The sequence below is a fragment of the Natronosporangium hydrolyticum genome, from assembly GCF_016925615.1.
In the GTDB taxonomy this organism is placed as follows: Bacteria; Actinomycetota; Actinomycetes; order Mycobacteriales; family Micromonosporaceae; genus Natronosporangium; species Natronosporangium hydrolyticum.
The window spans coordinates 282203-303889 of record NZ_CP070499.1; the positions used below are offsets into that span (position 1 = coordinate 282203).

Annotated in this window: 22 protein-coding genes; 14 read left to right on the plus strand and 8 right to left on the minus strand. The window is 70.7% G+C overall.

Going from position 1 to position 21687, the window contains the following annotated elements:
• Nucleotides 1-33 precede the first annotated feature (33 nt).
• Nucleotides 34-1455: a DNA repair protein RadA gene (gene radA, locus JQS43_RS01365; protein ID WP_239677227.1), complete on the plus strand. Its 1422-nt coding sequence runs from the start codon at nt 34-36 to the stop codon at nt 1453-1455.
• 743 nt (nt 1456-2198) lie between these two features.
• Here radA and JQS43_RS01370 read toward each other — a convergent pair.
• Nucleotides 2199-2765 carry a hypothetical protein gene (locus JQS43_RS01370; protein ID WP_239677228.1) on the minus strand — a complete coding sequence of 189 codons (567 nt, stop codon included), beginning with the start codon at nt 2763-2765 and terminating at the stop codon, nt 2199-2201.
• 191 nt (nt 2766-2956) lie between these two features.
• On the opposite strand from JQS43_RS01370, the gene disA reads away from it, so the two are divergent.
• On the plus strand, nt 2957-4039 hold the full coding sequence (gene disA / locus JQS43_RS01375) for a DNA integrity scanning diadenylate cyclase DisA (RefSeq protein WP_239679271.1): 1083 nt from the start codon (nt 2957-2959) through the stop codon (nt 4037-4039).
• A 52-nt stretch (nt 4040-4091) separates the two neighbouring features.
• On the opposite strand, the gene JQS43_RS01380 is transcribed toward disA, so the two are convergent.
• The gene (locus JQS43_RS01380; RefSeq protein ID WP_239677229.1) at nt 4092-4652 is read right to left on the minus strand and encodes a copper chaperone PCu(A)C; all 561 of its coding nucleotides are present in this window, start codon (nt 4650-4652) and stop codon (nt 4092-4094) included.
• Between the two features lie 104 nt (nt 4653-4756).
• Nucleotides 4757-5680: a UbiA family prenyltransferase gene (locus JQS43_RS01385; protein WP_420847637.1), complete on the minus strand. Its 924-nt coding sequence runs from the start codon at nt 5678-5680 to the stop codon at nt 4757-4759.
• A gap of 19 nt (nt 5681-5699) precedes the next feature.
• On the opposite strand from JQS43_RS01385, the gene JQS43_RS01390 reads away from it, so the two are divergent.
• Genes JQS43_RS01390 through JQS43_RS01400 form a run of 3 tightly spaced genes read left to right on the plus strand, consistent with a single transcriptional unit; the run spans nt 5700 to nt 8673 of the window.
• Entirely contained in the window at nt 5700-6449 is a 750-nt protein-coding gene (locus JQS43_RS01390; protein WP_239677230.1) for a methyltransferase domain-containing protein, read from the plus strand.
• Nucleotides 6446-7612 carry an acyl-CoA dehydrogenase family protein gene (locus tag JQS43_RS01395; RefSeq protein ID WP_420847638.1) on the plus strand — a complete coding sequence of 389 codons (1167 nt, stop codon included), beginning with the start codon at nt 6446-6448 and terminating at the stop codon, nt 7610-7612. The genes JQS43_RS01390 and JQS43_RS01395 overlap by 4 nt, the downstream gene beginning before the upstream one ends.
• Nucleotides 7606-8673, plus strand: a complete 1068-nt coding sequence (locus JQS43_RS01400; RefSeq protein ID WP_239677231.1) for a type III polyketide synthase — start codon at nt 7606-7608, stop codon at nt 8671-8673. Before JQS43_RS01395 ends, JQS43_RS01400 begins: the two co-directional genes overlap by 7 nt.
• 50 nt (nt 8674-8723) lie before the next feature.
• Here the strand turns inward: JQS43_RS01400 and JQS43_RS01405 are convergent, their stop codons facing one another.
• A complete protein-coding gene (locus JQS43_RS01405; RefSeq protein WP_239677232.1) occupies nt 8724-9488 on the minus strand; it encodes a hypothetical protein in 765 nt (254 codons plus the stop codon).
• 357 nt (nt 9489-9845) lie between these two features.
• On the opposite strand from JQS43_RS01405, the gene JQS43_RS01410 reads away from it, so the two are divergent.
• The 4 genes from JQS43_RS01410 to JQS43_RS01425 are packed head-to-tail and all read left to right on the plus strand — an operon-like array spanning nt 9846 to nt 12796.
• Nucleotides 9846-10331, plus strand: a complete 486-nt coding sequence (locus JQS43_RS01410) for a CarD family transcriptional regulator (RefSeq protein ID WP_239677233.1) — start codon at nt 9846-9848, stop codon at nt 10329-10331.
• A 45-nt stretch (nt 10332-10376) separates the two neighbouring features.
• Nucleotides 10377-11102 (plus strand): 2-C-methyl-D-erythritol 4-phosphate cytidylyltransferase, encoded by a 726-nt coding sequence (gene ispD, locus JQS43_RS01415; RefSeq protein ID WP_239677234.1) that lies wholly within the window; start codon nt 10377-10379, stop codon nt 11100-11102.
• Nucleotides 11103-11112: 10 nt separating this feature from the next.
• Nucleotides 11113-11610 (plus strand): 2-C-methyl-D-erythritol 2,4-cyclodiphosphate synthase, encoded by a 498-nt coding sequence (gene ispF, locus JQS43_RS01420; RefSeq protein WP_239677235.1) that lies wholly within the window; start codon nt 11113-11115, stop codon nt 11608-11610.
• A 10-nt stretch (nt 11611-11620) separates the two neighbouring features.
• Nucleotides 11621-12796 carry a tetratricopeptide repeat protein gene (locus tag JQS43_RS01425; RefSeq protein ID WP_239677236.1) on the plus strand — a complete coding sequence of 392 codons (1176 nt, stop codon included), beginning with the start codon at nt 11621-11623 and terminating at the stop codon, nt 12794-12796.
• Here JQS43_RS01425 and JQS43_RS01430 read toward each other — a convergent pair.
• Entirely contained in the window at nt 12793-13962 is a 1170-nt protein-coding gene (locus tag JQS43_RS01430; RefSeq protein WP_239677237.1) for a homogentisate 1,2-dioxygenase, read from the minus strand. The two genes, JQS43_RS01425 and JQS43_RS01430, sit on opposite strands and share 4 nt — an antisense overlap.
• Before the next feature lie 128 nt (nt 13963-14090).
• Here JQS43_RS01430 and JQS43_RS01435 point away from each other — a divergent pair, with 128 nt between their 5' ends.
• The gene (locus JQS43_RS01435; RefSeq protein ID WP_239677238.1) at nt 14091-14903 is read left to right on the plus strand and encodes a hypothetical protein; all 813 of its coding nucleotides are present in this window, start codon (nt 14091-14093) and stop codon (nt 14901-14903) included.
• Between the two features lie 48 nt (nt 14904-14951).
• Nucleotides 14952-16157, plus strand: coding sequence for a fumarylacetoacetase (gene fahA, locus JQS43_RS01440; protein WP_239677239.1), 1206 nt, complete (start codon nt 14952-14954; stop codon nt 16155-16157).
• 34 nt (nt 16158-16191) lie between these two features.
• Here the strand turns inward: fahA and JQS43_RS01445 are convergent, their stop codons facing one another.
• Nucleotides 16192-17085 carry an NAD(P)-dependent oxidoreductase gene (locus tag JQS43_RS01445; protein ID WP_239677240.1) on the minus strand — a complete coding sequence of 298 codons (894 nt, stop codon included), beginning with the start codon at nt 17083-17085 and terminating at the stop codon, nt 16192-16194.
• Between the two features lie 59 nt (nt 17086-17144).
• Here JQS43_RS01445 and JQS43_RS01450 point away from each other — a divergent pair, with 59 nt between their 5' ends.
• The 3 genes from JQS43_RS01450 (at nt 17145) to JQS43_RS01460 (ending at nt 19592) form a co-directional block, all read left to right on the plus strand.
• A complete protein-coding gene (locus JQS43_RS01450; protein WP_239677241.1) occupies nt 17145-17522 on the plus strand; it encodes a MerR family transcriptional regulator in 378 nt (125 codons plus the stop codon).
• Between the two features lie 34 nt (nt 17523-17556).
• A complete protein-coding gene (locus tag JQS43_RS01455; RefSeq protein WP_239677242.1) occupies nt 17557-18798 on the plus strand; it encodes an ABC transporter permease in 1242 nt (413 codons plus the stop codon).
• A gap of 329 nt (nt 18799-19127) precedes the next feature.
• Entirely contained in the window at nt 19128-19592 is a 465-nt protein-coding gene (locus JQS43_RS01460; RefSeq protein WP_239677243.1) for a hypothetical protein, read from the plus strand.
• Nucleotides 19593-19627: 35 nt separating this feature from the next.
• On the opposite strand, the gene JQS43_RS01465 is transcribed toward JQS43_RS01460, so the two are convergent.
• The gene (locus tag JQS43_RS01465; RefSeq protein WP_239677244.1) at nt 19628-20272 is read right to left on the minus strand and encodes an RloB family protein; all 645 of its coding nucleotides are present in this window, start codon (nt 20270-20272) and stop codon (nt 19628-19630) included.
• Nucleotides 20273-20278: 6 nt separating this feature from the next.
• Nucleotides 20279-21595 (minus strand): AAA family ATPase, encoded by a 1317-nt coding sequence (locus JQS43_RS01470; protein WP_239677245.1) that lies wholly within the window; start codon nt 21593-21595, stop codon nt 20279-20281.
• Nucleotides 21596-21687: the final 92 nt, after the last annotated feature.

Consider the following 21687-nt stretch of genomic DNA (forward strand, 5'->3'; position numbering starts at 1 on the left):
CCGGGCGTCGGTCCGGTCGGTTAGCGTGCCGGCGTGAGCACCGCGAAGTCGAAGTCGAAGAGCCGGCCGGGGCGCCCCGGGTATCAGTGTGATGTCTGCGGGCACCAGCCGGCGAAGTGGGTGGGGCGCTGTCCGGAGTGCGGTGAGTGGGGTTCGGTGGTGGAGCGAGCCCCGGCGCCCACGATGCCGGGTGCCGGCGGACCGCTGGCGATGCGGACCCCGCTGCAGCCGGCGCAGCCGATCGCGACATATAGCGTGACCCCGGCCCGCGCCCGCCCCACCGGGGTCGGCGAGCTCGACCGGGTCCTCGGCGGCGGAGTGGTGCCCGGCAGTGTGGTGCTGCTCGCCGGCGAACCAGGGGTGGGCAAGTCGACGCTGTTGCTGGAGGTGGCGCAGCAGTGGGCGGCCTCGCCGGAGGCCGACCCGTCGCTGGTGATCTCAGCGGAGGAGTCGGTAGGTCAGGTGCGGCTGCGCGCGGAGCGGATCGGCGCGCTGCACGAGCGGCTCTACCTCGCCGCCGAGACCGACCTCTCGGCGGTGCTGGGGCAGCTGGATCTGATCAAACCGGGCCTGCTGGTGCTCGACTCGGTGCAGACCGTCGGCGCGCCCGACCTGGACGGGGTGCCGGGCGGAGTGACCCAGGTGCGGGCGGTGACCGCCGCGCTGGTGGCGGTGGCGAAGGAACGCGGGGTGTCGGTGATCCTGGTCGGCCACGTCACCAAGGACGGCAACGTGGCCGGCCCGCGGGTGTTGGAGCACCTGGTCGACGTGGTGCTCCACTTCGAAGGGGACAAGCACGCCGCGCTGCGGATGGTACGGGGGTTGAAGAACCGGTTCGGGGCGGCCGACGAGGTCGGCTGCTTCGAGATGCACGAGGGCGGCATCACCAGCTTGCCGGACCCGTCCGGACTGTTCCTGAACCGGCATCCGGAGCCGGTGCCGGGGACCTGTGTGACGGTGGCGATGGAGGGGCGGCGGGCGCTCGTCACCGAGGTGCAGGCGTTGATCGGGGCGGCGGTGCCGGGTTCGCCGCGGCGTACCGTGAGCGGGCTGGATCCGGCCCGCCTGGCGATGGTGCTGGCGGTGGTGCAGCGGTGCCGGCCGCAGATCAAACTGCACGACCATGAGGTCTTCGCCGCCACCGTCGGCGGCATCCGGGTGGTGGAGCCCGCCGCCGACCTGGCGTGCGCGTTGGCGGTCGCGTCGGGCGCGCTGAATTTGGGGGTCGCCGCGGATTTGGTGGCGATCGGGGAGGTCGGGTTGACCGGCGAGGTGCGGCCGGTGAGCGCGGTGCCCCGCCGGCTGGCGGAAGCGGCCCGGTTGGGTTTCCGGCACGCGCTGGTCCCGGTGGGCGGGGCCGGCCCCGGCAGCGCGCCCCCGCCCGGCCTGGACGTGCAAGAGGTCGGGAACCTGACTGACGCGATGCGGGCCGCCGCAACCGTCTCTGCCCGCTAACTCCGTCCCGCCGCTGCCATCCGCCACCCTAGGTCGTTGATCAACTCGCCTTTCGCCGGCTTGGTGGGTTGAGTGGTGCCTGGTTCGCCGGTTGGATCCGTATATCGCCCTAGTGGATCACCACTCAACCGACCAAGCGGCGCCTGCGCCGGTCGAGCGCCGGCGTCTCGCGGCCGTGTGGCCGGGTCGGATCGTCGAGCTGAAGATCCCATGCCCTACAGCTGTACGACACGCGGCGGACCGGACAGCTGTAGGGTAGTTGATCAGCCAGCGCAGGCGTATGCGACTCTGCTGGTCAATTAAGACAAGCCTGCGCCCTGGCGAGACGTTCTGCTGCGACTAGGTGGGGTCCGGTGTGGACAATGCCCGGGTTGCCACTCGACCCACCGGGTGAATTGAGCGGCGCCCCTGCCAACCCCGACATGGTTGGGCAGGGAGGGATCTTGCGTACGGAAAAGTCGGATATTCCGGCGTACAAGATCCCTCCCTGCCCAACCATGTCGGAAATGCTGTGGTCTCGCAGCAGCGCGGCGGCCGGGTTGGGGTGTCGAGCTGAAGATCCAATGAGTGGGCCGCGGCCAGGACACCAGTTCAGCGGCTCCGGTAGCCGCCTTCTGCGCTGCTCCAGGCCTTCCTCAACTAACCAGCAGAGTCCTATGCGTAAGCAAAGCAAAGGCGCCGGCAACACCACCCGAGCTGCCACGATGTCAGATGATCAAGCGCGTTCGGTCCAGCAGACTCGGTTAGCCGGGGAAGCCCGTGAGCCGGATCCGCTGCGGCGCCCAGGCGGCGAGTTCGCGAAGCCGTTGGTCGGGTTCCCCGGTGAAGTCGTCCACCCGCAACGCGAGCTGGTATCTGCCGCGTACCCCAGCGTTCAGGGTGCGGAGCACCGCCTGGTCGCACCATCGGGGGATATCGCCGGCGGCCCCGGGCAGGCGGCGGACCAGCAGCACCGGTTCGTCGCCGGGCCCGGCGGTAGCGGCCAGTTCGGCCACCGCGCTCCACGGCAGCAGCAGGGTACGGAGGCTGCCGGGGCGGACCTGCAACGCGTAGTGGTCGGCCCGCAGCCGGGGCCGCCGCAGCAGCGCCGCGGTGAGTGGCAGCAGCCCGGCGGCGAGCAGCGTGATGGCGACCGGTGGCGCGAGCGCCAACGGGTTGGGTGCGCCGTCGGGCAGCCGGCGCGGCTCTGCGCCGAAGAGCAGCACGGTCCCGGCAGCTACCGTGGCCGCGGCGAACAGGTACCAGCCGAGCCGCCAGAGCGCCCGCCGCGGGAACCGGCGGCGCCATGTCAACGCTGCAGCTTGGGCCATCGCCGTGGCGTCCTTCCCCGCCCGCGTGCTGCGTGCGCGTGCCTCGCTGAGCCGCCCCCCGCCCGCCTGACCAGTGCCGGGATGGACCTTAGCGGGCACGGGCCGGCCCACACCAGCACCGTACGGCCGACGGTCTCTAGACTGAGCGGGTGGCGACCCACCGTGACCCCGGCAGGACGGCCGGGACCATCATGGCCGTCGCGGGTGTCGACGGCGATCCGCTGCGCGCCAACCTGGCGTTGATGGCGCCGGGTACGGCGCTGCGGGACGGCCTGGAACGGATCCTGCGGGGCCGGACCGGCGCCTTGATCGTGCTCGGCTACGACGATGTCGTGGAGTCGATGTGCACCGGCGGCTTCCCGTTGGACGTCGAGTTCTCGGCGACCAGTCTCCGCGAGTTATGCAAGATGGACGGCGGAATCGTGCTCTCCAGCGAGGGAACCCGGATCATCAAGGCCGGTGTGCACCTTATGCCGGATCCGAACATCCCCACCAACGAGTCCGGCACCCGGCACCGCACCGCCGAGCGGGTCGCCCGGCAGAGCGGCTTCCCGGTGATCTCGGTGAGCCAGTCCATGCATCTGATCGGGCTTTACCTGAATGGCCAACGGCATGTGCTCGACGACTCCGCCGCGATCATGTCCCGGGCCAACCAGGCGCTCGCCACCCTCGAACGCTACAAAGTGCGGCTCGACGAGGTCAGCGGCACCCTCTCCGCCCTGGAGATCGAGGATCTGGTGACCCTCCGGGACGCGGCGACCGTCGTGCAGCGGCTGGAGATGGTGCGCCGGATCGCCGATGAGATCGCCGGGTACGTGGTCGAGTTGGGGGTCGACGGCCGGTTGCTGGCGTTGCAGCTCGATGAGCTGATGGCCGGGGTCGACGCCGACCGGACCCTGGTGGTGCGCGACTACCTGCCGATGGATCAACCGGAGCGGACCAGTCAGGAGGCGCTGCAGGATCTGGACCTGCTCTCCGCCACCGACCTGATCGATCTGGTGTCGGTGGCGAAGGCGCTGGGCTACCCGGCTACCGCAGAGGCGCTCGACGCCTCGGTCAGCCCGCGCGGTTTCCGGCTGCTGGCGAAGGTGCCCCGGCTACCCGGTTCGGTGGTCGAGCGGCTGGTTCGCCACTTCAGCAGCCTGCAACGACTGTTGGGCGCCACCGTGGAGGACCTGCAGGCGGTGGGTGGTGTCGGCGAGACCCGCGCCAGGGGGGTCCGGGAGGGCCTCTCCCGCCTCGCCGAGGCGTCGATCCTCGAACGCTACGTCTAGCACCGCTACGTCTAGCGGCGATGAATGACCAGGGCCGGCTCCGAGCGCTGGCTTAGTGCCCGTGCCCGACATCGAGGTGCTCGCCGCGCTCCTCGGGCTGCAACGGCGGCGCGACCGGCGCCATCAGCGAGAGTTCGGCGCCGTTGTCGAAGGTCAGGGTGAGCGGGACGACCGCCGCCAGGCCCAACTCCTCGGTGAGGCCGGTCAGCTCGAAGGTCACGTCGATGAAGCCCTCCGGCCCCAGCGCGACCTCCTGCGAGGCGGCCGCCGGGTCGGTCGGCGCCGGGTCGGCGATCGCCGGATCCTCCGGGTCGGGCCGTGGCAGGGTCACCGTGACCGCGTCTCGGACCGTCACCTCCTGCGCCGCTGGCGAGCTGACCGAGGTCAGCTGAACCGGCTCCATGGTCTCGTTGATCAGCGCCATCCGGACCGGTGCGTTCTCGCCCACGGCGTAGCCCTCGGGGGCGAACTCGATGATCACGTTGCGCGCCGAGACACCCTCGTCGCTGACGTTGACGCCGGGCACCGACGGGCGGTCCTGTGCGGTCGCGGCGTTCTGCGTGGCACCGCAGCCGACCAGCGCCAACCCAAGCAGACCACTCGTCGCGGCCACCGCCACTCTGCGCGTCCCGGCAACCCTGCGCATCACGTCGAACCTCCCGCCCAGCGTCTGATCCGCCTAAGGGTAGCGTGGCCGTCGATCACCGCTGGCGGCGGCTAACCCGGCTGGTTCAACAGCAGCAGCAGCACATTTACCAGGGCCACCACCAGGAACGCCCGGAACAAGCCGGTCGGCCGGTGGCCCCGCTGGCGGGCGCGGGTCGCCGACCACCAGCCCGCGCAGACCGCTGCCACGGCGGTGGCCAACCCCGCCATCGCCCACCAGGCCGGCGGCCCTGCCGGGCCGAACCCGAGCACACCGGCGGCGGCGAGCAGCAGCCCGCTGGCCGCGATGCCGCTGCCGGTAGCGCCAAGCCGGTGCGGTGCCCCGTACACCCCGGTGGCAGCGTCGTCGGCGAGGTCAGGCAGGGCGTTGGCGAAGTGGGCGCCGGCGCCGAGTAGGGCGCCGGCCGCCAGCAGCCAGCCGGGTGGGGTGGCCGAGGCCGCGAGTACCACGAAGGCCGGCAGCGCCGCGAACGACACCGCGTAGGGCAAGGGTGAGAAGACCGTGGCCTTCAACGGCCAGTCGTACGCCAGCGCCGACAGCAGCCCGGTCACCGCCACCACCGCCGCCGCGGGGCCGGTGGCCAGGGCCAACAGCACCGTGGCGACCCCTGCGCCGGCGGCCGCCACCGCCACCGTACGGCGGCGGACCTGACCGGCGACGATCGGCTTGTCGGTGCGCCCGACCGCCGCGTCCCGCTCGGCGTCGAGGGCGTCGTTGGTCCAGCCGACCGCGAGTTGGCTCGCCGCGACGGTCGCGACCACCAGTGCCGCGGTGGCGGGGCGGTGGCCGACCGCGAACGCGAGTAGCCCCGCGACCGCGGTCACCGCCGCCGTCGGCTCTGGGTGGGTGGCCCGTGCCAGCGCGACAATCACGCCCGAAGTCAACACGGTGGGGCGACCGCGGCCGCTGTCGCGTCCCCGGCGTTGTTGTTCCGGATCGTGCTCCGGCTGCGTCACTCTGGCTGTTCGCACCATTTCATGCCATTCTCAGGAGATGCCCGCGCTCGTACGGCCTCGCAACGACGTCCGGTTGTACGACGATCTGGCGGCGGAGTGGTGGCGGCCGGGCGGCGCGTTCGCGATGTTGCACTGGTTGGCCCGGGCCCGCGCCGCGCTGGTGCCGCCGGCGGACCGGGCGGGTGCGGTGCTGGTGGACGTGGGCTGTGGCGCCGGTGTACTCGCCCCGCACCTGGCCGGCAAGGGCTACCGCCACATCGGGGTGGACCTGACCCGCTCGGCGCTGCGTCAGGCGGCTGAGCACGGCGTGACCGTGGTGCAGGGCGACGCCACCGCGCTGCCGCTGCCGGACCGCTGCGCCGACGTGGTGAGCGCGGGGGAGCTGCTGGAGCACGTCCCGGACCTGCCGGGGGCGGTCCGCGAGGCGTGCCGGATTCTGCGCCCGGGCGGCCTGCTCGTCGCCGACACGCTGAACGCCACCCGGATCGCCCGGCTGGTCGCGGTGACCGTGGGCGAACGGATCCCGGGCGGCGCACCCCCGGGCATCCACGACCCGGCCCTGTTCGTGCCGCCTGCCCGGCTGATCGCCGAGTGCGCCCGGCATGACGTGCCGATCACCGTCCGCGGGGTACGACCGGCGGTCGGGGCGATGGTGCGGTGGCTGCTGACCCGCCGGGGTGAGGTGCCGATCGTGCCGACCCGCTCCACCGCGGTGCTCTACCAGGCGTGGGGCGTTCGCAACCGCCCTCCGGACGAGTCCAGGCCGACCCCTGAAGGAGAGACGTGACTGATCTGGTGGCGACCGCGGCGCGGCTGGCGCCGCGGTTCGCCGGGCGGGCGGCGGCGCACGACGACGCCGGCGATTTCCCGACCGCCGACTTCGATGACCTGCGGCAGGCCGGGCTGCTGGGGGTGCTGGTCCCGCCGCGGCTGGGGGGTGTCGGGGCCGGTTTCGCCGAGTACGCAGCGGTGGCCTACGAACTCGCACAGGGCAACGGTGCGACCGCCCTGGTCTTCAACATGCACGCCTCGGTGACCGGGGCGATGGCGGCGGTGGACGACGGGCTCGCCGAGGCGTTGGGGATCCCACCGGCGGCGCTGGCGGCCCGCGACACGCTGCTCCGCGCCGCCGCCGACGGTGCGTTCTACGCCGTGGCGATGAGCGAACGGGGCGCCGGTTCCCGGCTGTCGCAGCTGGCGACGATCTACGAACCGGTGCCCGGTGGGTTCCGGATCACCGGCGCGAAGACCTTCGTATCCGGCGCCGGCTACGCCGACGGCTACCTGGTGGCGGCGCGACACGCGGATGATCAGCAGGTCGTGTCGCAGTTTCTGGTGCCGGCCGACGCGGCCGGGCTGTCCGTCGAACGGAGCTGGGACTCGCTAGGGATGCGCGCGACCCGCTCCGATGATCTGCACCTGGCGGTCACGGTCCCGGCCAGCGCGCTGCTCGGCGGAGTGGAGGGGCTGGCGCTGGCGGTGGCCCAGCTGGCCCCGCACTGGCTGGTCGCCAGCTACGCGGCGGTCTACGTGGGAGTAGCTCAGGCCGCTGTGACCGCCGCCGCGGCGCACGTCTCCGAGCGGGGGTTGGGCCGGCTGCCGGCGGTCCGGGCCCGGCTCGGGCGGGCCGATGCCGCGGTCGCCGCCGCCCATCAGGTGGTCCGGGAGGCGGCGCGCCGGGTCGACGCAGCCCCGGGTGATCCCGAGACCAACCGGTGGGTGTGGCGGGCGAAGCTGCTCGCGGGTACGACGGCGAGCGAGGTGACCGCCTCGCTGCTGGAGGCCGCCGGCACCTCGGCCAGCCGCCGGGGCCATCCGCTGGAACGGCTGTTCCGGGACGCCCGCTGCGGGTCGCTGCAGCCTGCGACCTCAGATGTCTGCGCCGACTGGCTGGGGGTGGCGGTGCTCGGCGGCGACCCAGACGCAGATGCGGCCGCGCCGAGATGGTAGCGGTGATCGCCGGGGCCGGCCGCGGATTGCCGCCGCCGATCCGGCAGGACGAGATCTGGTCGGGCTACTTCGCCGCCCACTACCAGGGGCCGGCCCGCGCGCTGGCGCAACGGATCTTCGCCAACGCCGGGGTGGTCACCCGGCACGCCGCGGTCAGCCCGTTGCTGGAGGACGTCTCGCAGTGGCCGACTGCCCGGCGGATGGAGCGGTACCTGGTAGAGGCGATGCCGCTGGCGAAAGAGGCGGCCGGGGCCGCGCTCGCCGACGCCGGGCTGCCAGCGGGCGAGCTGGGGCTGCTGGCGGTGTGCTCGTGCACCGGGTACGCCACTCCGGGGCTGGATATCCTGCTCGCCCGGGATCTGGGGTTGGCGGCCGACTGTCGGCGGCTGTTCGTCGGCCACATGGGGTGCTACGCGGCGCTGCCGGGGCTCTCGGCGGTCGCGGACGCGGTCACGGTCCACCAGCGGCCGGCGTTGCTGCTCTGCACCGAACTGGCCAGTCTGCATGTGCAGGCGCCGACGGTGGAGACCGGCCAGATCGTCGCGCACGCGCTCTTCTCCGACGCGGCGGCGGCGGTGGTGGTGACCCCGGGCAGCGGCGGATACGAGGTGGTACGGGTCGCCTCGCTGACCGATCCGGCCACCGCCGACCACATGACCTGGGATGTCACCGATCTCGGGTTTCGGATGGGGCTTTCACCCCGGGTGCCCGAGGTGCTGGCCAGCCACGTGGGCGGCTTCGTTACCGAGCTGCTGGCGGGCGCCGGCATCGGGCTGGACCAGGTCGACGGGTGGGCGGTGCATCCGGGCGGTCCGCACATCCTGGATGTGGTCGAACGGGAACTTGCCCTGCCGGGTGAGGCGCTCGCCGACTCCCGCGGGGTGCTCGCCGACCACGGCAACTGCTCGTCACCGACGGTGCTGCTGATTCTCGAACGGCTGCGCAAGCTCGGCCGGCGCACCGTGGTGGCGATGGCGTTCGGGCCGGGTCTGACCCTCTACGCGGCGGTGCTCCACCACCGCCCGCCCACCCACCCGCTTACCCCGCCGATCATGAGCTAGGTGGCAGACACGCCCGGCGTGTCGGGTCAACACGCTCATGATCGGCGGGGTCAGGAGCCGAGGTTGGTCAGCTCGGCCTGGTATTGGGCGACCGAGGTGGCCGCGGGCACGGTGTCCCGGATCTGCCCCGAGGCGTCGACCAGGATGACGGTGGCCGCGTCGCTGGGCGGCGGCAGCGAAAGCTCGGCCCGCGCGGCACCGGAAGGATCGGCGAGTCGTAGTGGCTGCGGATCGCCGGGGGCGAGCCCGGTGGGGACCGGCGGCGCCGAGTGGCCCACCAGCACCACCCGCACCCCGGCCGGGGCGGCGGCCGCCGTGGCGGAGACCAACTGCTGGCAGTCGCACTCTTCGACCAGCATCAGCACCATCGGGGTCTGTGCCTGCAGGATCACCTGGCGGCCGGTGGCGTCCGGCAGCGTCAGCGGTGGGAGCGCGGCCGAGTCGACGGCCGGGGTGCCGACGCCGTTGCGGTCGTCAGGCAGGGTGCTCGCCCCCGACCAGGCCATCGCGAAGAGGCTGATCAACGTGATCACCACCGCGACCGACATGATCAGTAGCGGGGTGCTGATCGAGGGTTGGCGCGGCTCCGGGTCGTCGCCGGACGGGTCGTCGGCTGGCTCGGCTGGCGGGCGCCGGCGGCCGGTCAGCCGCTCCTCGGCGAGTTCGGCGCGGAGCTGCTCGGCCTCGGCCGACAACTCAGACGCGTCGTCGGGGACCTCTCCCCAGCCGGTCGGCAGCTCCGGTAGGTCCGGGTCGCGCGGCCGGTCGCCCTCAGGCGGCATCTCGCCGCCGTTGCCGCCCTGGTGTGTGGCCATCGTCTCGAGCTCCTCGGCGCGAATCCCGATCCACCGTGTCCCGGAATGTGCCTCTCCCACCACTGTCGCGCATCCGTCGCCGGAGCGCCACAGCTATCCGTACCAGAGATCCGTATCCTTGCGGTGCGCTCCGAAACCGGATCGGTGTCGAGTGGTGCGGCAACCGCCGATCTTATGGGCATCCGACGATATAATGGGAAAAAGGCGTCCTACGACGGTTTCGGGTCAGTGCCCCGCGGATCCGGTTGCGGCGGGTTCCCGGCGCGAGCCGCTGAGCTGCGGGAATGGCCTCGCCCGGGGTGGAGCGCGGGGATCGAGACGTGTTACCCTTGACACAGCGAAAGGGGTTTCGAACCTATGGTTTTCAGTGTCGGCGAGACCGTTGTCTACCCCCACCACGGGGCCGCACTCATCGAGGCAATCGAGACCCGGGTCGTCAAGGGCGAGGAGAAACAGTACCTCGTCCTGCGGGTCGCCCAAGGTGACTTGACGGTGCGGGTCCCCGCGGAGAACGCCGAGATCGTCGGGGTGCGCGAAGTTGTCGGTGAGGAAGGCCTCACGAAAGTCTTCGATGTGCTTCGGGCTCCGCACACTGAGGAGCCGACCAACTGGTCGCGGCGCTACAAGGCGAACCTTGAGAAGCTCGCCTCCGGTAATCCCATGAAGGTCGCCGAGGTCGTCCGCGACCTTTGGCGTCGGGAGCGCGAGCGAGGGCTGTCCGCGGGTGAGAAGCGGATGCTCTCCAAGGCCCGGGACATCCTCGTGGGTGAAGTCGCCCTCTGTGAGCAGAGCAGCAAGGATGAGGCGGAGATTCTGCTGGACAAGGTCCTTACCGAGTCCTGACTGCGGCGTCCATGACGTCGATCACTCCTTCGAGTTGGCGGTGACGTGACCACGCTGCGCGCCGAGCGGCGTGGTGACGTTGCTGTGTTGATACCCGCTGGCGGAGCCGGGGTCCGGCTGGGGCCGGGCGGGCCGAAGGCGCTCCGCCCGCTCGCTGGCGAACCACTGCTTGTCCACGCGGTCCGCCGCGTCTTTGCCGCCGGTGATGTGGGTTGGGTCGTGGTCGCCGCCCCGGCCGGCGCCGAATCTGCCGTCGCCGAGCTGCTGGGTCCGCTCTCCCCGGAACCTGACCGGCTCCGGGTGGTCACCGGCGGGGCGCAGCGGCAGCACTCGGTCGCCGCCGCGCTCGCCGCCGTTCCGGCCGGTCCGCAGATCATTCTGGTGCATGACGCGGCGCGGGCCCTGACCCCGCCCGATCTGGTGACCCGGGTCGCCGCCGCGGTACGCGACGGTCACCGCGCCGTGATTCCAGTGCTGCCGGTGGTCGACACCGTCGTCGAGGTCACCGCCGCCGGTCGGGTGGCGGGAAACCCGGACCGGTCGGCCCTCCGGGCGGTGCAGACCCCGCAGGGGTTCGCGCGGGCCACCCTGGAGGCGGCCCACGCGGGGGCCGTCGGAGACGCCGCGACCGACGATGCCGGGTTGGTCAGCCAGCTCGGCATCGAGGTGCATACGGTGCCCGGTTCGGCGTACGCGATGAAAATCACCACCCCGTACGATCTGACGGTGGCGACCGCCCTGGTGGCGACCGCTGCCGTGCCGGACGCCTAAGCTGCCGGGCATGCAGCTGCCGCAGGTCGGTGTCGGCACCGATGTCCACCAGTTCGATCCGCAGCAGCCCTGCTGGGTGGCTGGGCTGCACTGGCCCGACGTCCCAGGGCTGGCCGGGCACTCCGACGGCGATGTCGCCGCCCACGCCGCCTGCGACGCGCTGCTTTCCGCCGCCGGCCTGGGTGATGTGGGCGCGGTCTTCGGCACCGGCCGGCCCGAATGGGCGGGAGCGTCCGGCATTTCGCTGCTTACGGAGGCGGCGCGGCTGGTGCGCGCGGCGGGTTACCAGATCGGCAACGTCTCCATCCAGGTGATCGGGGTGTCGCCGAAGATCGGGCCGCGGCGGGCCGAGGCGCAGCAGGTGTTGACCGCGGCGGTGGGTGCGCCGGTCACCGTCTCCGGCACCACCACGGACGGGCTGGGGTTGACTGGTCGCGGGGAAGGGTTGGCCGGGGTGGCGGTCGCGCTGGTCGCTGCCGCAGCCGGCGAGCCTGGCCGGCACCGGTAGGGTCGGCGGCGTGGCGGACTCCTCCTACCTGCACCGCGCCGAGCTGCTCGCGGACCTCGGACACTGCGAGGAGGCGGCCGAGGAGCTGGCGGCGGCCGAGCCTGACGACGCGTCAGCGCAGACGCTGCTGGCGCGGCTGCGTCTCTACGCTGGTGAGCTGCGGCCGGCGCTGGCCGCCGCGGAGGCAGCGGTGCAGGCTGCCCCGCAGGACCTGGCGGCGTTGACCGTCTATGGCCGGGCGTTGGCCGCGCTGGGCCGGGTCGATGACGCCGCGGCGCAGGCGGAACGGTTGTTGAAGCGGGGCCGGGGCGAGGCGGCAGCGGCCACCGGCGCCGCCGCGATCCTGGCCAGTGTGCGGGTGGGGCAGGTGGCGCTCGACGCGGCTTGGGAGGGGGTGCGGCTGGCCCCGGAGCAGCCGTTGGGCCATGTGGTGCTGGGGGTGGTCGCGGCCGAGCTCGGTCTGACCGAGATCGCCGAACGGGCGTACGAAGAGGCGCGGGCGCTGGAGCCGGCGTTGCCGGAGGTGCCGCCGGAGGCGGGGTTGGCCCGGTTGGAGTGCCGCGGCTACGCCGTCCGGTTGGCGCGACTGATCGGCGCTGAGACGCCACCGGGGACGGAGCAAGCGGGCTCCGGGCCGGGGCCGGCGCCGCGCCGGCATCCCCGCCCGGAGCGCTCGAGTCGCCGCGGCCCGGGTGCGGCTGGCTCGGCCGCCTCCGGCGAGGAGCAGCCGCCCGGCGCGGCCCGGTCGATCTGGTCGCAGTTTCTCAGCGGGTCGGGGCGGTCCCCGGCCGCTGATTCCGGCGGCGAGGTCGGTGACGGCGATTCGGCGGCTGAGGTGTCGGTGCTGGCCCGGCTGCTGGGTCGTGGGGCGCTCTACGCGCTGCTCGCCGCCCTGTTCGTAGCGTGGGCGCATGTGACCACCGACGCGGCCCCGGTGGTGGCGGTGGTGGTCGCTGGTGCCGGCCTCGCGGCGTTGGTGCTGGCCCGCCGACGGCTGCCGGAGCCGCTGCGTCATGAACTCGCCGCCCGGTTGCAGGCGGACCGGTCGTTGCTGCTGCCCACCTGGGCGCTCTACGCGGTGCCGGTGTTGCTGCTGCTCTACAGCCTCTTCGTGGAGGTGTGGCTGGTGGTGGCCGCGGTGGCGGCGGCGGTGGTGGCGTTCTGGAGTGCCCGCGCCCGGCGCTAGCGCCGGGACCAGGTCCAGGCGTACTCTTCGTCGGCCACAGCGAGGGCCGGTTCGCAGAGGTCGAGTGGCCGGAACGTGTCCACCATGACCGCCAGCTCGTCGAAGCGTTCGGCGCCGATCGAGCGCTCCGCCGCGCCGGGCTGCGGGCCGTGGGTGAACCCGCCCGGGTGCAGCGAGATCGAACCCTGCCCGATGCCGGAGCCGCGCCGCGCCTCGTAGTCGCCGCCGGCGTAGAAGAGCACCTCGTCGGAGTCGACGTTGTGGTGGTTGTAGGGGACCGGGACCGCCAGTGGGTGGTAGTCGACCTTGCGGGGCACGAACGAGCAGATCACGAAGTTCGGCCCCTGGAAGGTCTGGTGCGCCGGCGGTGGCTGGTGGATCCGGCCGGTGATCGGCTCGAAGTCGTGGATCGAGAACGCCCACGGGTAGAGGCACCCGTCCCAGCCGACCACGTCGAAGGGGTGGTGGGCGAAGACGTGCCGGGTCCAGGCGGTGCCGCCGCGTACCCGGTGCTGCACGTACACCTCGACGTCGGAGCCGTCCACCAGCAGCGGGGCGGTCGGGCCGCGGAGATCGCGTTCGCAGTACGGCGCGTGCTCCAGGAACTGCCCGCGGACGGAGAGATACCGCTTGGGTGGTCCGATATGGCCGGTCGCCTCGACGGTGAGCAGCCGGACCGGGCCGTCGACCGGCACCAGCCGGTAGATGACCGAGGTCGGGATGATCACGTAGTCGCCGGCGGTCAACTCGAGGACGCCGAAGCTAGATTCCAGCCGGGCGCTGCCGTCCTCCAGGTAGAGGCACTCGTCGCCGATCGCGTTGCGGTAGAGCGGGGACGGGCGGTCGGCCACTACGTAGGAGATCCGGCAGTCGTCGTTGGCGAGCAGCGGTTGCCGGTCGAGCACCGGGTCGCCGCCGGTGTCCAGCTTGTGGGTGCGCAGGTGCCGCGGCGTCAGCGGCTGGTTCGGGGTCCGCGACCAGGTGGCGGGCTGGTAGGGGGTGGCGGCGACGATCGCGGTGGGGAGGTGCCGGTGGTACAGCAGGGAGGAGTCTGAAGAGAAGCCCTCCTGGCCCATCAGCTCCTCGGCGTAGAGCGACCCGTCTGGCTGCCGGAACTGGGTGTGGCGCTTGGGTGGCACCTCACCGACCGAGCGGTAGAACGGCATAACAAGACCCCTTTGTCCCATCTGCACGTGCCGGTCCTTGATCGGGCCGGCTTGTCGCCTGCGCTCAGACTCTTATAGGTTCAGGAGTTGTGTCAACTGATCGCCGCGTACCCAGTCTCTTCGCACGGATGATCGACGATGCTGCGGTCTTCCCGCCGGGGAACGCGCCGCTGCCGGACGCCCTGACCGGCCACGCCGAGCACCGTGCGGCGTGGTATTCAGAGCTGGTCGGGCCGCTGCTGCTGCCGGTCTCGGTGCTCGGTGAGCTGCCGGGCCCGCCACCGCCCCGGCTGGGAGTGATCGGCGACACCGGACTCGCTGGGCTGCCGGCGGCGGTCGCCGCCGCCAATGGGCGGTGGAGCCAGCTGGAGATCCCGGTCGCGAAGCGTGGCGAGGACCCGCAGCCCGGCCTGCGGCAACTCTTCGGCGCCGCCGCCGAACTCGCCACCCGGATCGACATCTACGTGGAACTTCCGCTCACCTGGGGGTTGATCGGGGCGCTCGACACGGTCGCGGCCGAACGGGCGGCCGGCGCGCGGGTCGCGCCGAAGTTCCGCACCGGCGGCCTGGCGGCCGAGTTGTTCCCCACGCCGGTCGAGCTCGCCGCGGTGATCTGCGCCTGCCGCGACCGTGATCTGCCCTACAAGCTGACCGCGGGCCTCCATCACGCGCTGCGCCACACCGACCCGGAGACCGGTTTCACCCACCACGGCTTCCTGAATGTGCTCGCCGCCGACCTGGCCGCCGCGGACGGCGTGGAGGTGGCCGAGGTTGCGGAGCTGTTGGCGAGCACCGATCCGCGGCCGGTGCTGGCGACGATCGAAGGCCGGCTCGCCGAGTCCCGCCCCCGCTGGGTGGGGTACGGCTCCTGCCGGATCGACGAGCCGCTCGCGGACCTGATCTCGCTGGGGCTGCTGCCCCGCGCCGGGAGTGAGTCGTAAGGGCGACGACCCGTCCGAGCCGACGAACCATCAACAGAGGAGGGTCGCGTGGCGACGATCGAAGGCACCCCAGGGTACGGCCGGGACCATCTCCCGTACGGGGTGGTGCTGGTGGCCGGGGCTCCGACGCCGGCGGTGCGGATCGGTGACCAGGCGCTGGATCTGGCGGCGGCGGAGGCGGCCGGGCTGGTCGACGCGGGTGGCGTGCTGCGCTCCGCCACCACGCTAAACCCGTTGCTGGCGGCCGGGCCGGCGGTGTGGCGGCGGGTGCGGGCACGGTTGCTGGAGCTGTTCAGTGACCCGGCCGCCGACGCGACGCTGGAGGAGTTGCTGCACCCGCTGGCGCAGGTGGAGCCGGTGCTGCCGATCGCGGTCGGCGACTATGTGGACTTCTACTCGTCGGAGCACCACGCCAGCAATGTCGGCCGGATCTTCCGACCCGACCAGGAACCGCTGCTGCCGAACTGGCGGCATCTGCCGATCGGTTACCACGGCCGGGCCGGCACGGTGGTGGTCTCCGGTACGCCGATCGTCCGGCCGTCGGGTCAGCGCAAGCCGCCGAGCCAGGAGTCGCCCAGCTTCGGCCCGTCGGCCCGGCTCGACATCGAGGCGGAGGTCGGGTTCGTAGTGGGGGCGCCGAGCCCACTCGGCGCCCCGGTGCCGGTGGACCGGTTCGCCGACCACGTCTTCGGGGTGGTGCTGGTCAACGACTGGTCCGCCCGGGACCTGCAAGCCTGGGAGTACCAACCGCTGGGGCCGTTCCTCGGTAAGTCATTCGCCACCTCGGTCGGTGCCTGGATCACCCCGCTGGCGGCGCTGTCGGAGGCGTGGACCGACGCGCCAACGCAGGACCCGCCGGCGCTGGACTACCTCCGGGAGTCCGATCGGCGGGGTCTCGACCTTTCGCTGACCGTCCGGTGGAACGACACGGTGGTCACCTCCCCGCCGTTCGCCGGCATGTACTGGACGCCGGCGCAGCAGTTGGCGCACCTGACCGTCAACGGCGCCTCGCTGCGCACCGGCGACCTCTACGCCTCCGGCACGGTCTCCGGGCCGCGACGGGACCAGGTGGGCTCGTTTCTGGAGTTGAGCTGGGGCGGCGCCGAGCCGGTGACGCTCGCCGACGGGTCGGAGCGGACCTTCCTCGCCGACGGCGACACCGTCACGATCGAGGCGACGGCGCCGGCCAGCGGCGGGGGCCGGATCACCCTCGCCGAGGTCACCGGCGCGGTGACTCCGGCCCGATCTGGCTGAGGGCTCGGTCCCCGCCGAACCATGGTCGCCCCGGCTACCGGCCGGCGCGCAACAGCTCCACCAGGCTCGCGAAGCTGTCGTCGCCGTGGCCGTCGGCGGTCCGCCGGTCCAGCAGCGCCCGCAAGGGTGCGTGCACCGCTGGGTCGACGCCCCGCCGAACGCTCGCCTCGATCAGGTTCGCCACCGCGGCACGGTTCATCGCCACCGGGGAGACCCCGTCGCCGTACTGCTGGGCCTCGACCTCTCCGGCCAGCTCCGGTAGGAATGCCAGCATGCCGTGCAGCCACCTGGTGGCCAACGGGAGAAACTGGGCCGGGGGGACCTGCACCGTGTCCAGTATCGCCAGGCTGTGGAGGAACCCGATGAGGGTGGCGTAGCCGGTGCCGAGCAGCGCCAGGTCCCACAGCTCCGCCACCGCGGGGTCCTCGCCCAGGTAATGGCTGCTGGCCAACACGTCCAGGGTTGCCCGGTGTGCGTCGAAGCCGGCCGCGGCTCCGCTGTAGAGGAAGAATCCGTCCTGAGTTCCGACGGTCTGCGGCACCGCCAGCATCGCCCCGTCGAGGTAGTCGGCGCCGCGGCTGGTGACCCACTCGGCCAGCTCCCGGGCCTCCTCCGGGGTGCCGGTGGTCAGGTTGACCACGGTACGGTCGGCCAGTGCGTCGGGGTGGGCGGCGAGCAAAGCCCGGACGGCGGCGTAGTCCCCGAGCGAGATGATCGCCACCGGGCTGGCCCGGAGCGCGTCGGCCACCGACTCGGCGCGGACGGCTCCGCTGGCGACCAGCGCGTCGGCCTTGGCCAGGGTGCGGTTCCAGACCGTGGTCCGCCGGCCGGCGGTGAGCAGGGCGCTGGCCATCGCGGCGCCCATCTTTCCGAGGCCGATCACGGAGACGTCGGTGTAAGTGTCTGCTGTGGCTGTGGTGTTGGTCATGCCGGTTAAGCTAGACCTTGACGTCGGCGTCAAAGTCCAGCTGCGGTGACGGAGGCCACATGCTGATCGGGGAGCTCGCCCGGCGCGCCGGAGTAAGTGAGCGGGCGCTGCGGTATTACGAGGAGCAGCAGCTCCTCCGGCCTGCCCGACGGTCCACCGGCTACCGGGAGTACAAAGACTCCGATGTCGCCACCGTCCGCCACATTCGGACCCTGCTCGGCGCGGGGCTGAGTACCGCCACCATCGCCGAGGTGTTGCCGTGCATGGTGGCCGACGGTGAGCAGCTGATACCGGGATGTCCGGAGCTCGACCCGGTGCTTCGGACCGACCGGGACCGGCTCACCTCCGCAATCGAGGATCTCCAGTCCGCCCGCGACGTCCTGGACGCCATCATCGCCCGCGCCCCCCAGCCCGAACCAGCCACCCCTTCCCTGTAGAACTCCGCTCAATGATCGACTTCGGGATGCGGAAATGAGCACGTTAGCGACTGCGCTTAAGAATCTCCTTCTCCTGCTGCGCCATAGTCGATACTTCGGCATGGGCGTGGCCCTTACCGCGGCGTTTGTTGTGGTCGCGGGTGGCCTCGTGGCACAGGCAACCGCGGAGGTCCGCGACCAGGGCGAAGCGACATCGATAATGCGGACTATCGAAGTCCGTTCCGGGGGTCAGGGCGAACCCATGCCGCTAACCGAAGCACGGATCGATGAGCTTGCAAGCATCCCGGGCGTAACGCACGTGCGTCCGTGGGTGCGGGTCGGCACCCTGATCGTCGAGGCGGACGTAGCGGCGGCTGATGCTGGCAAGGCCGGAACGCTTTGGGCGACACCATACATGGGAGTTGGTCAGCCACCGGTCATCCATGCCGAGCGGCAGCAATTGCTTCCGCTGCAAGATGACGAGGCGATCCTTCCGGCCAGAGCGCAGGGGGCGAGTATGGTTCCCCTATTGGGCGAGCGAGTCGTCGTTGAGTACACGCAACGGACGTCGGTCGACACTGGCGAGGCTCGGCACGTCGAGCTGCATGTCGTAGGGCTCTACGATGAGGCGGTTGACGGGAGAGACGGGCCGGCGGCGATGTATATCAGCGAGTCGGCAGCGGTGGAGATGGCTGCGGCAGCCGAAGGAATCCAGTCGGATGACTTCTACAGCGGGCTCGGCTTTCCGAGGGTCATCGTGGAGGTGGAAGCAGCCGCAGCGGTTCCAGATGCGCAACGCAGAATGAGCGAACTCGGCTACGCTGCGGCCAGTGCGCAGTCGCTCGTGGACCGATTGCCCGTGGCGATGCGGCTGCTCGACCTCCTGGCCAGGGTTCTGACCGGTGCGCTGTTACTTTCGTGCGTGATCGCTGGTCTGACCATCGGGGCAGGCCTGATCCGGTCGCGCTGGCGGGATATTGCCAGGCGCAAGGCGGTCGGCGCCACTAACGGCCGGATCGCTCGATTACTGGGGGTGGAGCTCGGCCTCTTCGGGTTGCTGGCAGGAGCGGCAGGGGTCGGCTTCGGACTTGCGGTCTCTACCGGCCTGCAGCTTTGGCTCGGAGGTGGCAACCTGTTCGGTGCCCAACTGGCGGCAGGCGTTTTCTCTCCTGCTATATGGGTCTTGGTGGGGTTGGCTCTCGCCCCTTCCGCGGCAATGCTCATCGGTGCTCTGCTGCCGCTGGCGCGGGTCTCGGTCGTGCCAGCGGAGGAGGCGATACGTACCTCAGCTGGGTAGGTATCACGGCGGCGACGGCTTCGGCGGCAGTGAAGTCGACGGCGACCAGGATGCGGGTGGTGGACCCCGGCGGCGGTTCGTCCCCGGTTTCAGCTGCGGCCGAGCTCTAGTGCTGCTCGGTGTCGTCCGACGTAAGGGCGCCATTCCTACATCCTGCCGGTGGCTTGCCGGTGGGGACGACAGAACGCCAGCCAGCCCCTCTTACGGGGGTTAGATTCTGGACATTGCTCAGCTTTCTGCAATCGTCTTATGTGGGGGAGGTTGGCGTGTTCAGAAACGTTCTCACAAAGGTGGGAGCCGGATTGTCCGTGGCCGCAATGGGTCTGTTGATGAGTGCCCCATCGGCGACGGTGGCCGGTGAACCGCCGGGCTCGTTCAAGCACATCAAGGAGTCCGGCTTCATCACCGGGGTATTCGGAATAGATCTCACCCTTGAGCCGTTCATCACCGTCTTCCAGGTCTGCTCGACACCACAGAAGGCGCCAGTGGCGACCCTCCGGCCGGCGACGATCGATGAGCCGATCACGATCCCGCTGGAGCTGGTCTACCCGGGCGCCGACCAGATCCTCCAACAGCTGGCGCTCCTCGACCACGGAGCGTCGAAGAAGTTCGGCGGCTTCAAGCAGGGGGAGTTCTTCGTCTATATCGGAACCCTGACCAATGGCGGACCGCCGCCCGACGAGGTGGTGCCGCTGCAGCAGGAGAATGAAGGGTTGCTCCTGATCCTGGAGGGCAGCTGCGCGACCGGCTCGCTGTTCATCCCCTTCGCAGAGCCACCACCACCGGTGCTCTAGCCGCCGATCGGGTGCGCCCTCCCGGCCGGGCAGGGTCAGGCGTACCCCCCGGCGGTCGGCCCAGCCGGCTGGGTCCCGGGCTCCAGCGCCCGCAGCAAGTGGTGCATCCCCGATGAGGGATTGTCGTGGGGGAAGTTCGTGCCATCCTTCGCATGCCGCTCTTCCAGCTTCGCTGCCCGCGCTGCCGCCATTTTGCGCAACGGCAAGTAGAACCCGCTGTCAATGCTCTTGGCGGATCGGCCGTCGAGTTTACGGCTCAACCGCTCGGCCTCTGCGGTTGCTACTTGCTTGGTGAACTCTTGGTGATGGAGGACAAGCCAGAGTTCGAAGCACGGGTTCGAGATGGCCAGCCTGATGCCTCGTGCCTCCGCTAGCTGCCGGGCCTCGGCGAGGTTCGGATGATTCCTCGGCCACTCCACGTCGAAGACACACCAGCACGCATCGACTTCGGGGTCCTCGAGCCGGTCGGCGGCCATCTGGACCAGGGTCAACGGCACTCCCTGCCTCGGATGGAGTTCAAGATTCAAGGCGGTGTCTCGAACCACCTCGGGAAGTCGTTTTAGTCCTCTGATGTAATCCGGTTCGGAGTTTTTGCCTTCGCAAAAGACCACAACCGTGCGGAGTTCGGGGCGGCGGGCGGTGGCGCGTCTGAGCGGTTTCGTGTCTCGGCGGCGTCTCATCGTTGCTTAGCCGATCAATCCGAGAGCCCGAAAGAACTCGGTTTGGTCGACCTGGGGAAGGCCTCCGAACCTGCCATGCAAGTAGGCGTTTTCCAGGTTCTGGGACTTGCGAACCCGCTCACCGGCGAAGTCGGCGAGCGCGCCGAGCCGGGTGGCGCCGTCGCGTCGTTTCTCTGTGAGCCAGACCTCGTCGCGGTTCAAGTGGTTGAGCAGGCTGGTGTCGTGAGATGTAAAGACCAGCTGGGCGCCGTACGGATTGGTGACCGTGCTGCGGAAGATCCGCAGCAGCTCCGCCGATAGCGTCGGATGCAAGCTGGCGTCCAGTTCGTCGACGACGATGATCGATCCTGTCTGCAGCGCAGTCAATACCGGTCCGATCAGTCCGAACCAGGTCCTGGTCCCCTCCGATTCCGCCGAGAAGTCGAGTGGAGTCGGACCATCGCCGGAGCTGTGGACCAGCCGTAACCGGCGCTGGGTACGAGTCTCGCCGGAACTCGCGAGGAGCACCTCCTGCTCGTCGATCACGACATCCTCGATACCGAGATCAGCAATCCGCAGTAGCGCCAGTGCCTGTTCGCGGCTGCTCAGCGCGGGCCACTTAGTGCCCTGGCCCTCGACGGAGAAGAGTGACGGTTGATCGGTGTCGGGGCCGTCGAACAACCGCGTGGTGCTGACCGTGCCCAGCGCACGCGGCCTCGATCTGCCACCGCGGTTGGCGAATGCGCCCGCTCGTGGTCGCTGTGGTGTCTGGCCCATGACTTGGATTCGAAGGATGTCTCGAGCGAAAGTCGACACCAGTGGCTCATCGAAGCGTCGGGCGACCGATAGCGCCAAGGCTCGTTGGGTGAGGAGGTCACGAGTGCCGGACAGGCCACCGAGACCGCGTTGTAGTTTCAGTTCGGAACCTTCGCGTTCGAAGACCCGACGTCGTTTCTTCTCCGGGTAGTGGAAGAGGCCCTCGTACAAGACCCGGTCTGGGTTGAGTTCCAGGACGTACTCGAAGCGCACTCCGTCGACGGTGGCCTCAAGGACGAACGCGCTGGACTCCGTCGGTCCGGCGCCGAAGGCGAACGGTTCCAAGGGGATGTCGTCCTCCCAGAACCGGAGCGAATCCTCAACGGCGTTGCGGAGCCAGGCCAGGGCGCCGACCACGTTCGACTTTCCGGAGGCGTTGGGGCCGTACACCGCAGCTAACGTCAGCAGGCTGGCGCCGAGGCGGGGTGCCTCCCGGGCCGCCTCCCGGTCCCGGTCGACCGCCACCATCGACAGCTCGACCCCTTCGGCGAGCGACCGGTAGTTGCTGGCCTCGAACCTGATCAGCACGGACTCAGGCTATCGCACGGTAGAGGCGTCGACACACACAAAACTTCGTAGATTCTTGACGAAAACTGCGCTCATCTCGCACGGGGGGCGTC

Excerpts from the sequence above, each read along its gene's own strand:
- JQS43_RS01370 (WP_239677228.1), bottom strand. The coding sequence starts at position 2,765 with ATGGCCCAAGCTGCAGCGTTGACATGGCGCCGCCGGTTCCCGCGGCGG.
- disA (WP_239679271.1), top strand. The coding sequence starts at position 2,957 with ATGGCCGTCGCGGGTGTCGACGGCGATCCGCTGCGCGCCAACCTGGCG.
- JQS43_RS01385 (WP_420847637.1), bottom strand. The coding sequence starts at position 5,680 with ATGGTGCGAACAGCCAGAGTGACGCAGCCGGAGCACGATCCGGAACAA.
- JQS43_RS01390 (WP_239677230.1), top strand. The coding sequence starts at position 5,700 with ATGCCCGCGCTCGTACGGCCTCGCAACGACGTCCGGTTGTACGACGAT.
- JQS43_RS01400 (WP_239677231.1), top strand. The coding sequence starts at position 7,606 with ATGGTAGCGGTGATCGCCGGGGCCGGCCGCGGATTGCCGCCGCCGATC.
- JQS43_RS01405 (WP_239677232.1), bottom strand. The coding sequence starts at position 9,488 with ATGGCCACACACCAGGGCGGCAACGGCGGCGAGATGCCGCCTGAGGGC.
- JQS43_RS01410 (WP_239677233.1), top strand. The coding sequence starts at position 9,846 with ATGGTTTTCAGTGTCGGCGAGACCGTTGTCTACCCCCACCACGGGGCC.
- ispF (WP_239677235.1), top strand. The coding sequence starts at position 11,113 with ATGCAGCTGCCGCAGGTCGGTGTCGGCACCGATGTCCACCAGTTCGAT.
- JQS43_RS01430 (WP_239677237.1), bottom strand. The coding sequence starts at position 13,962 with ATGCCGTTCTACCGCTCGGTCGGTGAGGTGCCACCCAAGCGCCACACC.
- JQS43_RS01435 (WP_239677238.1), top strand. The coding sequence starts at position 14,091 with ATGATCGACGATGCTGCGGTCTTCCCGCCGGGGAACGCGCCGCTGCCG.
- JQS43_RS01445 (WP_239677240.1), bottom strand. The coding sequence starts at position 17,085 with ATGACCAACACCACAGCCACAGCAGACACTTACACCGACGTCTCCGTG.
- JQS43_RS01450 (WP_239677241.1), top strand. The coding sequence starts at position 17,145 with ATGCTGATCGGGGAGCTCGCCCGGCGCGCCGGAGTAAGTGAGCGGGCG.
- JQS43_RS01455 (WP_239677242.1), top strand. The coding sequence starts at position 17,557 with ATGAGCACGTTAGCGACTGCGCTTAAGAATCTCCTTCTCCTGCTGCGC.
- JQS43_RS01460 (WP_239677243.1), top strand. The coding sequence starts at position 19,128 with ATGAGTGCCCCATCGGCGACGGTGGCCGGTGAACCGCCGGGCTCGTTC.
- JQS43_RS01465 (WP_239677244.1), bottom strand. The coding sequence starts at position 20,272 with ATGAGACGCCGCCGAGACACGAAACCGCTCAGACGCGCCACCGCCCGC.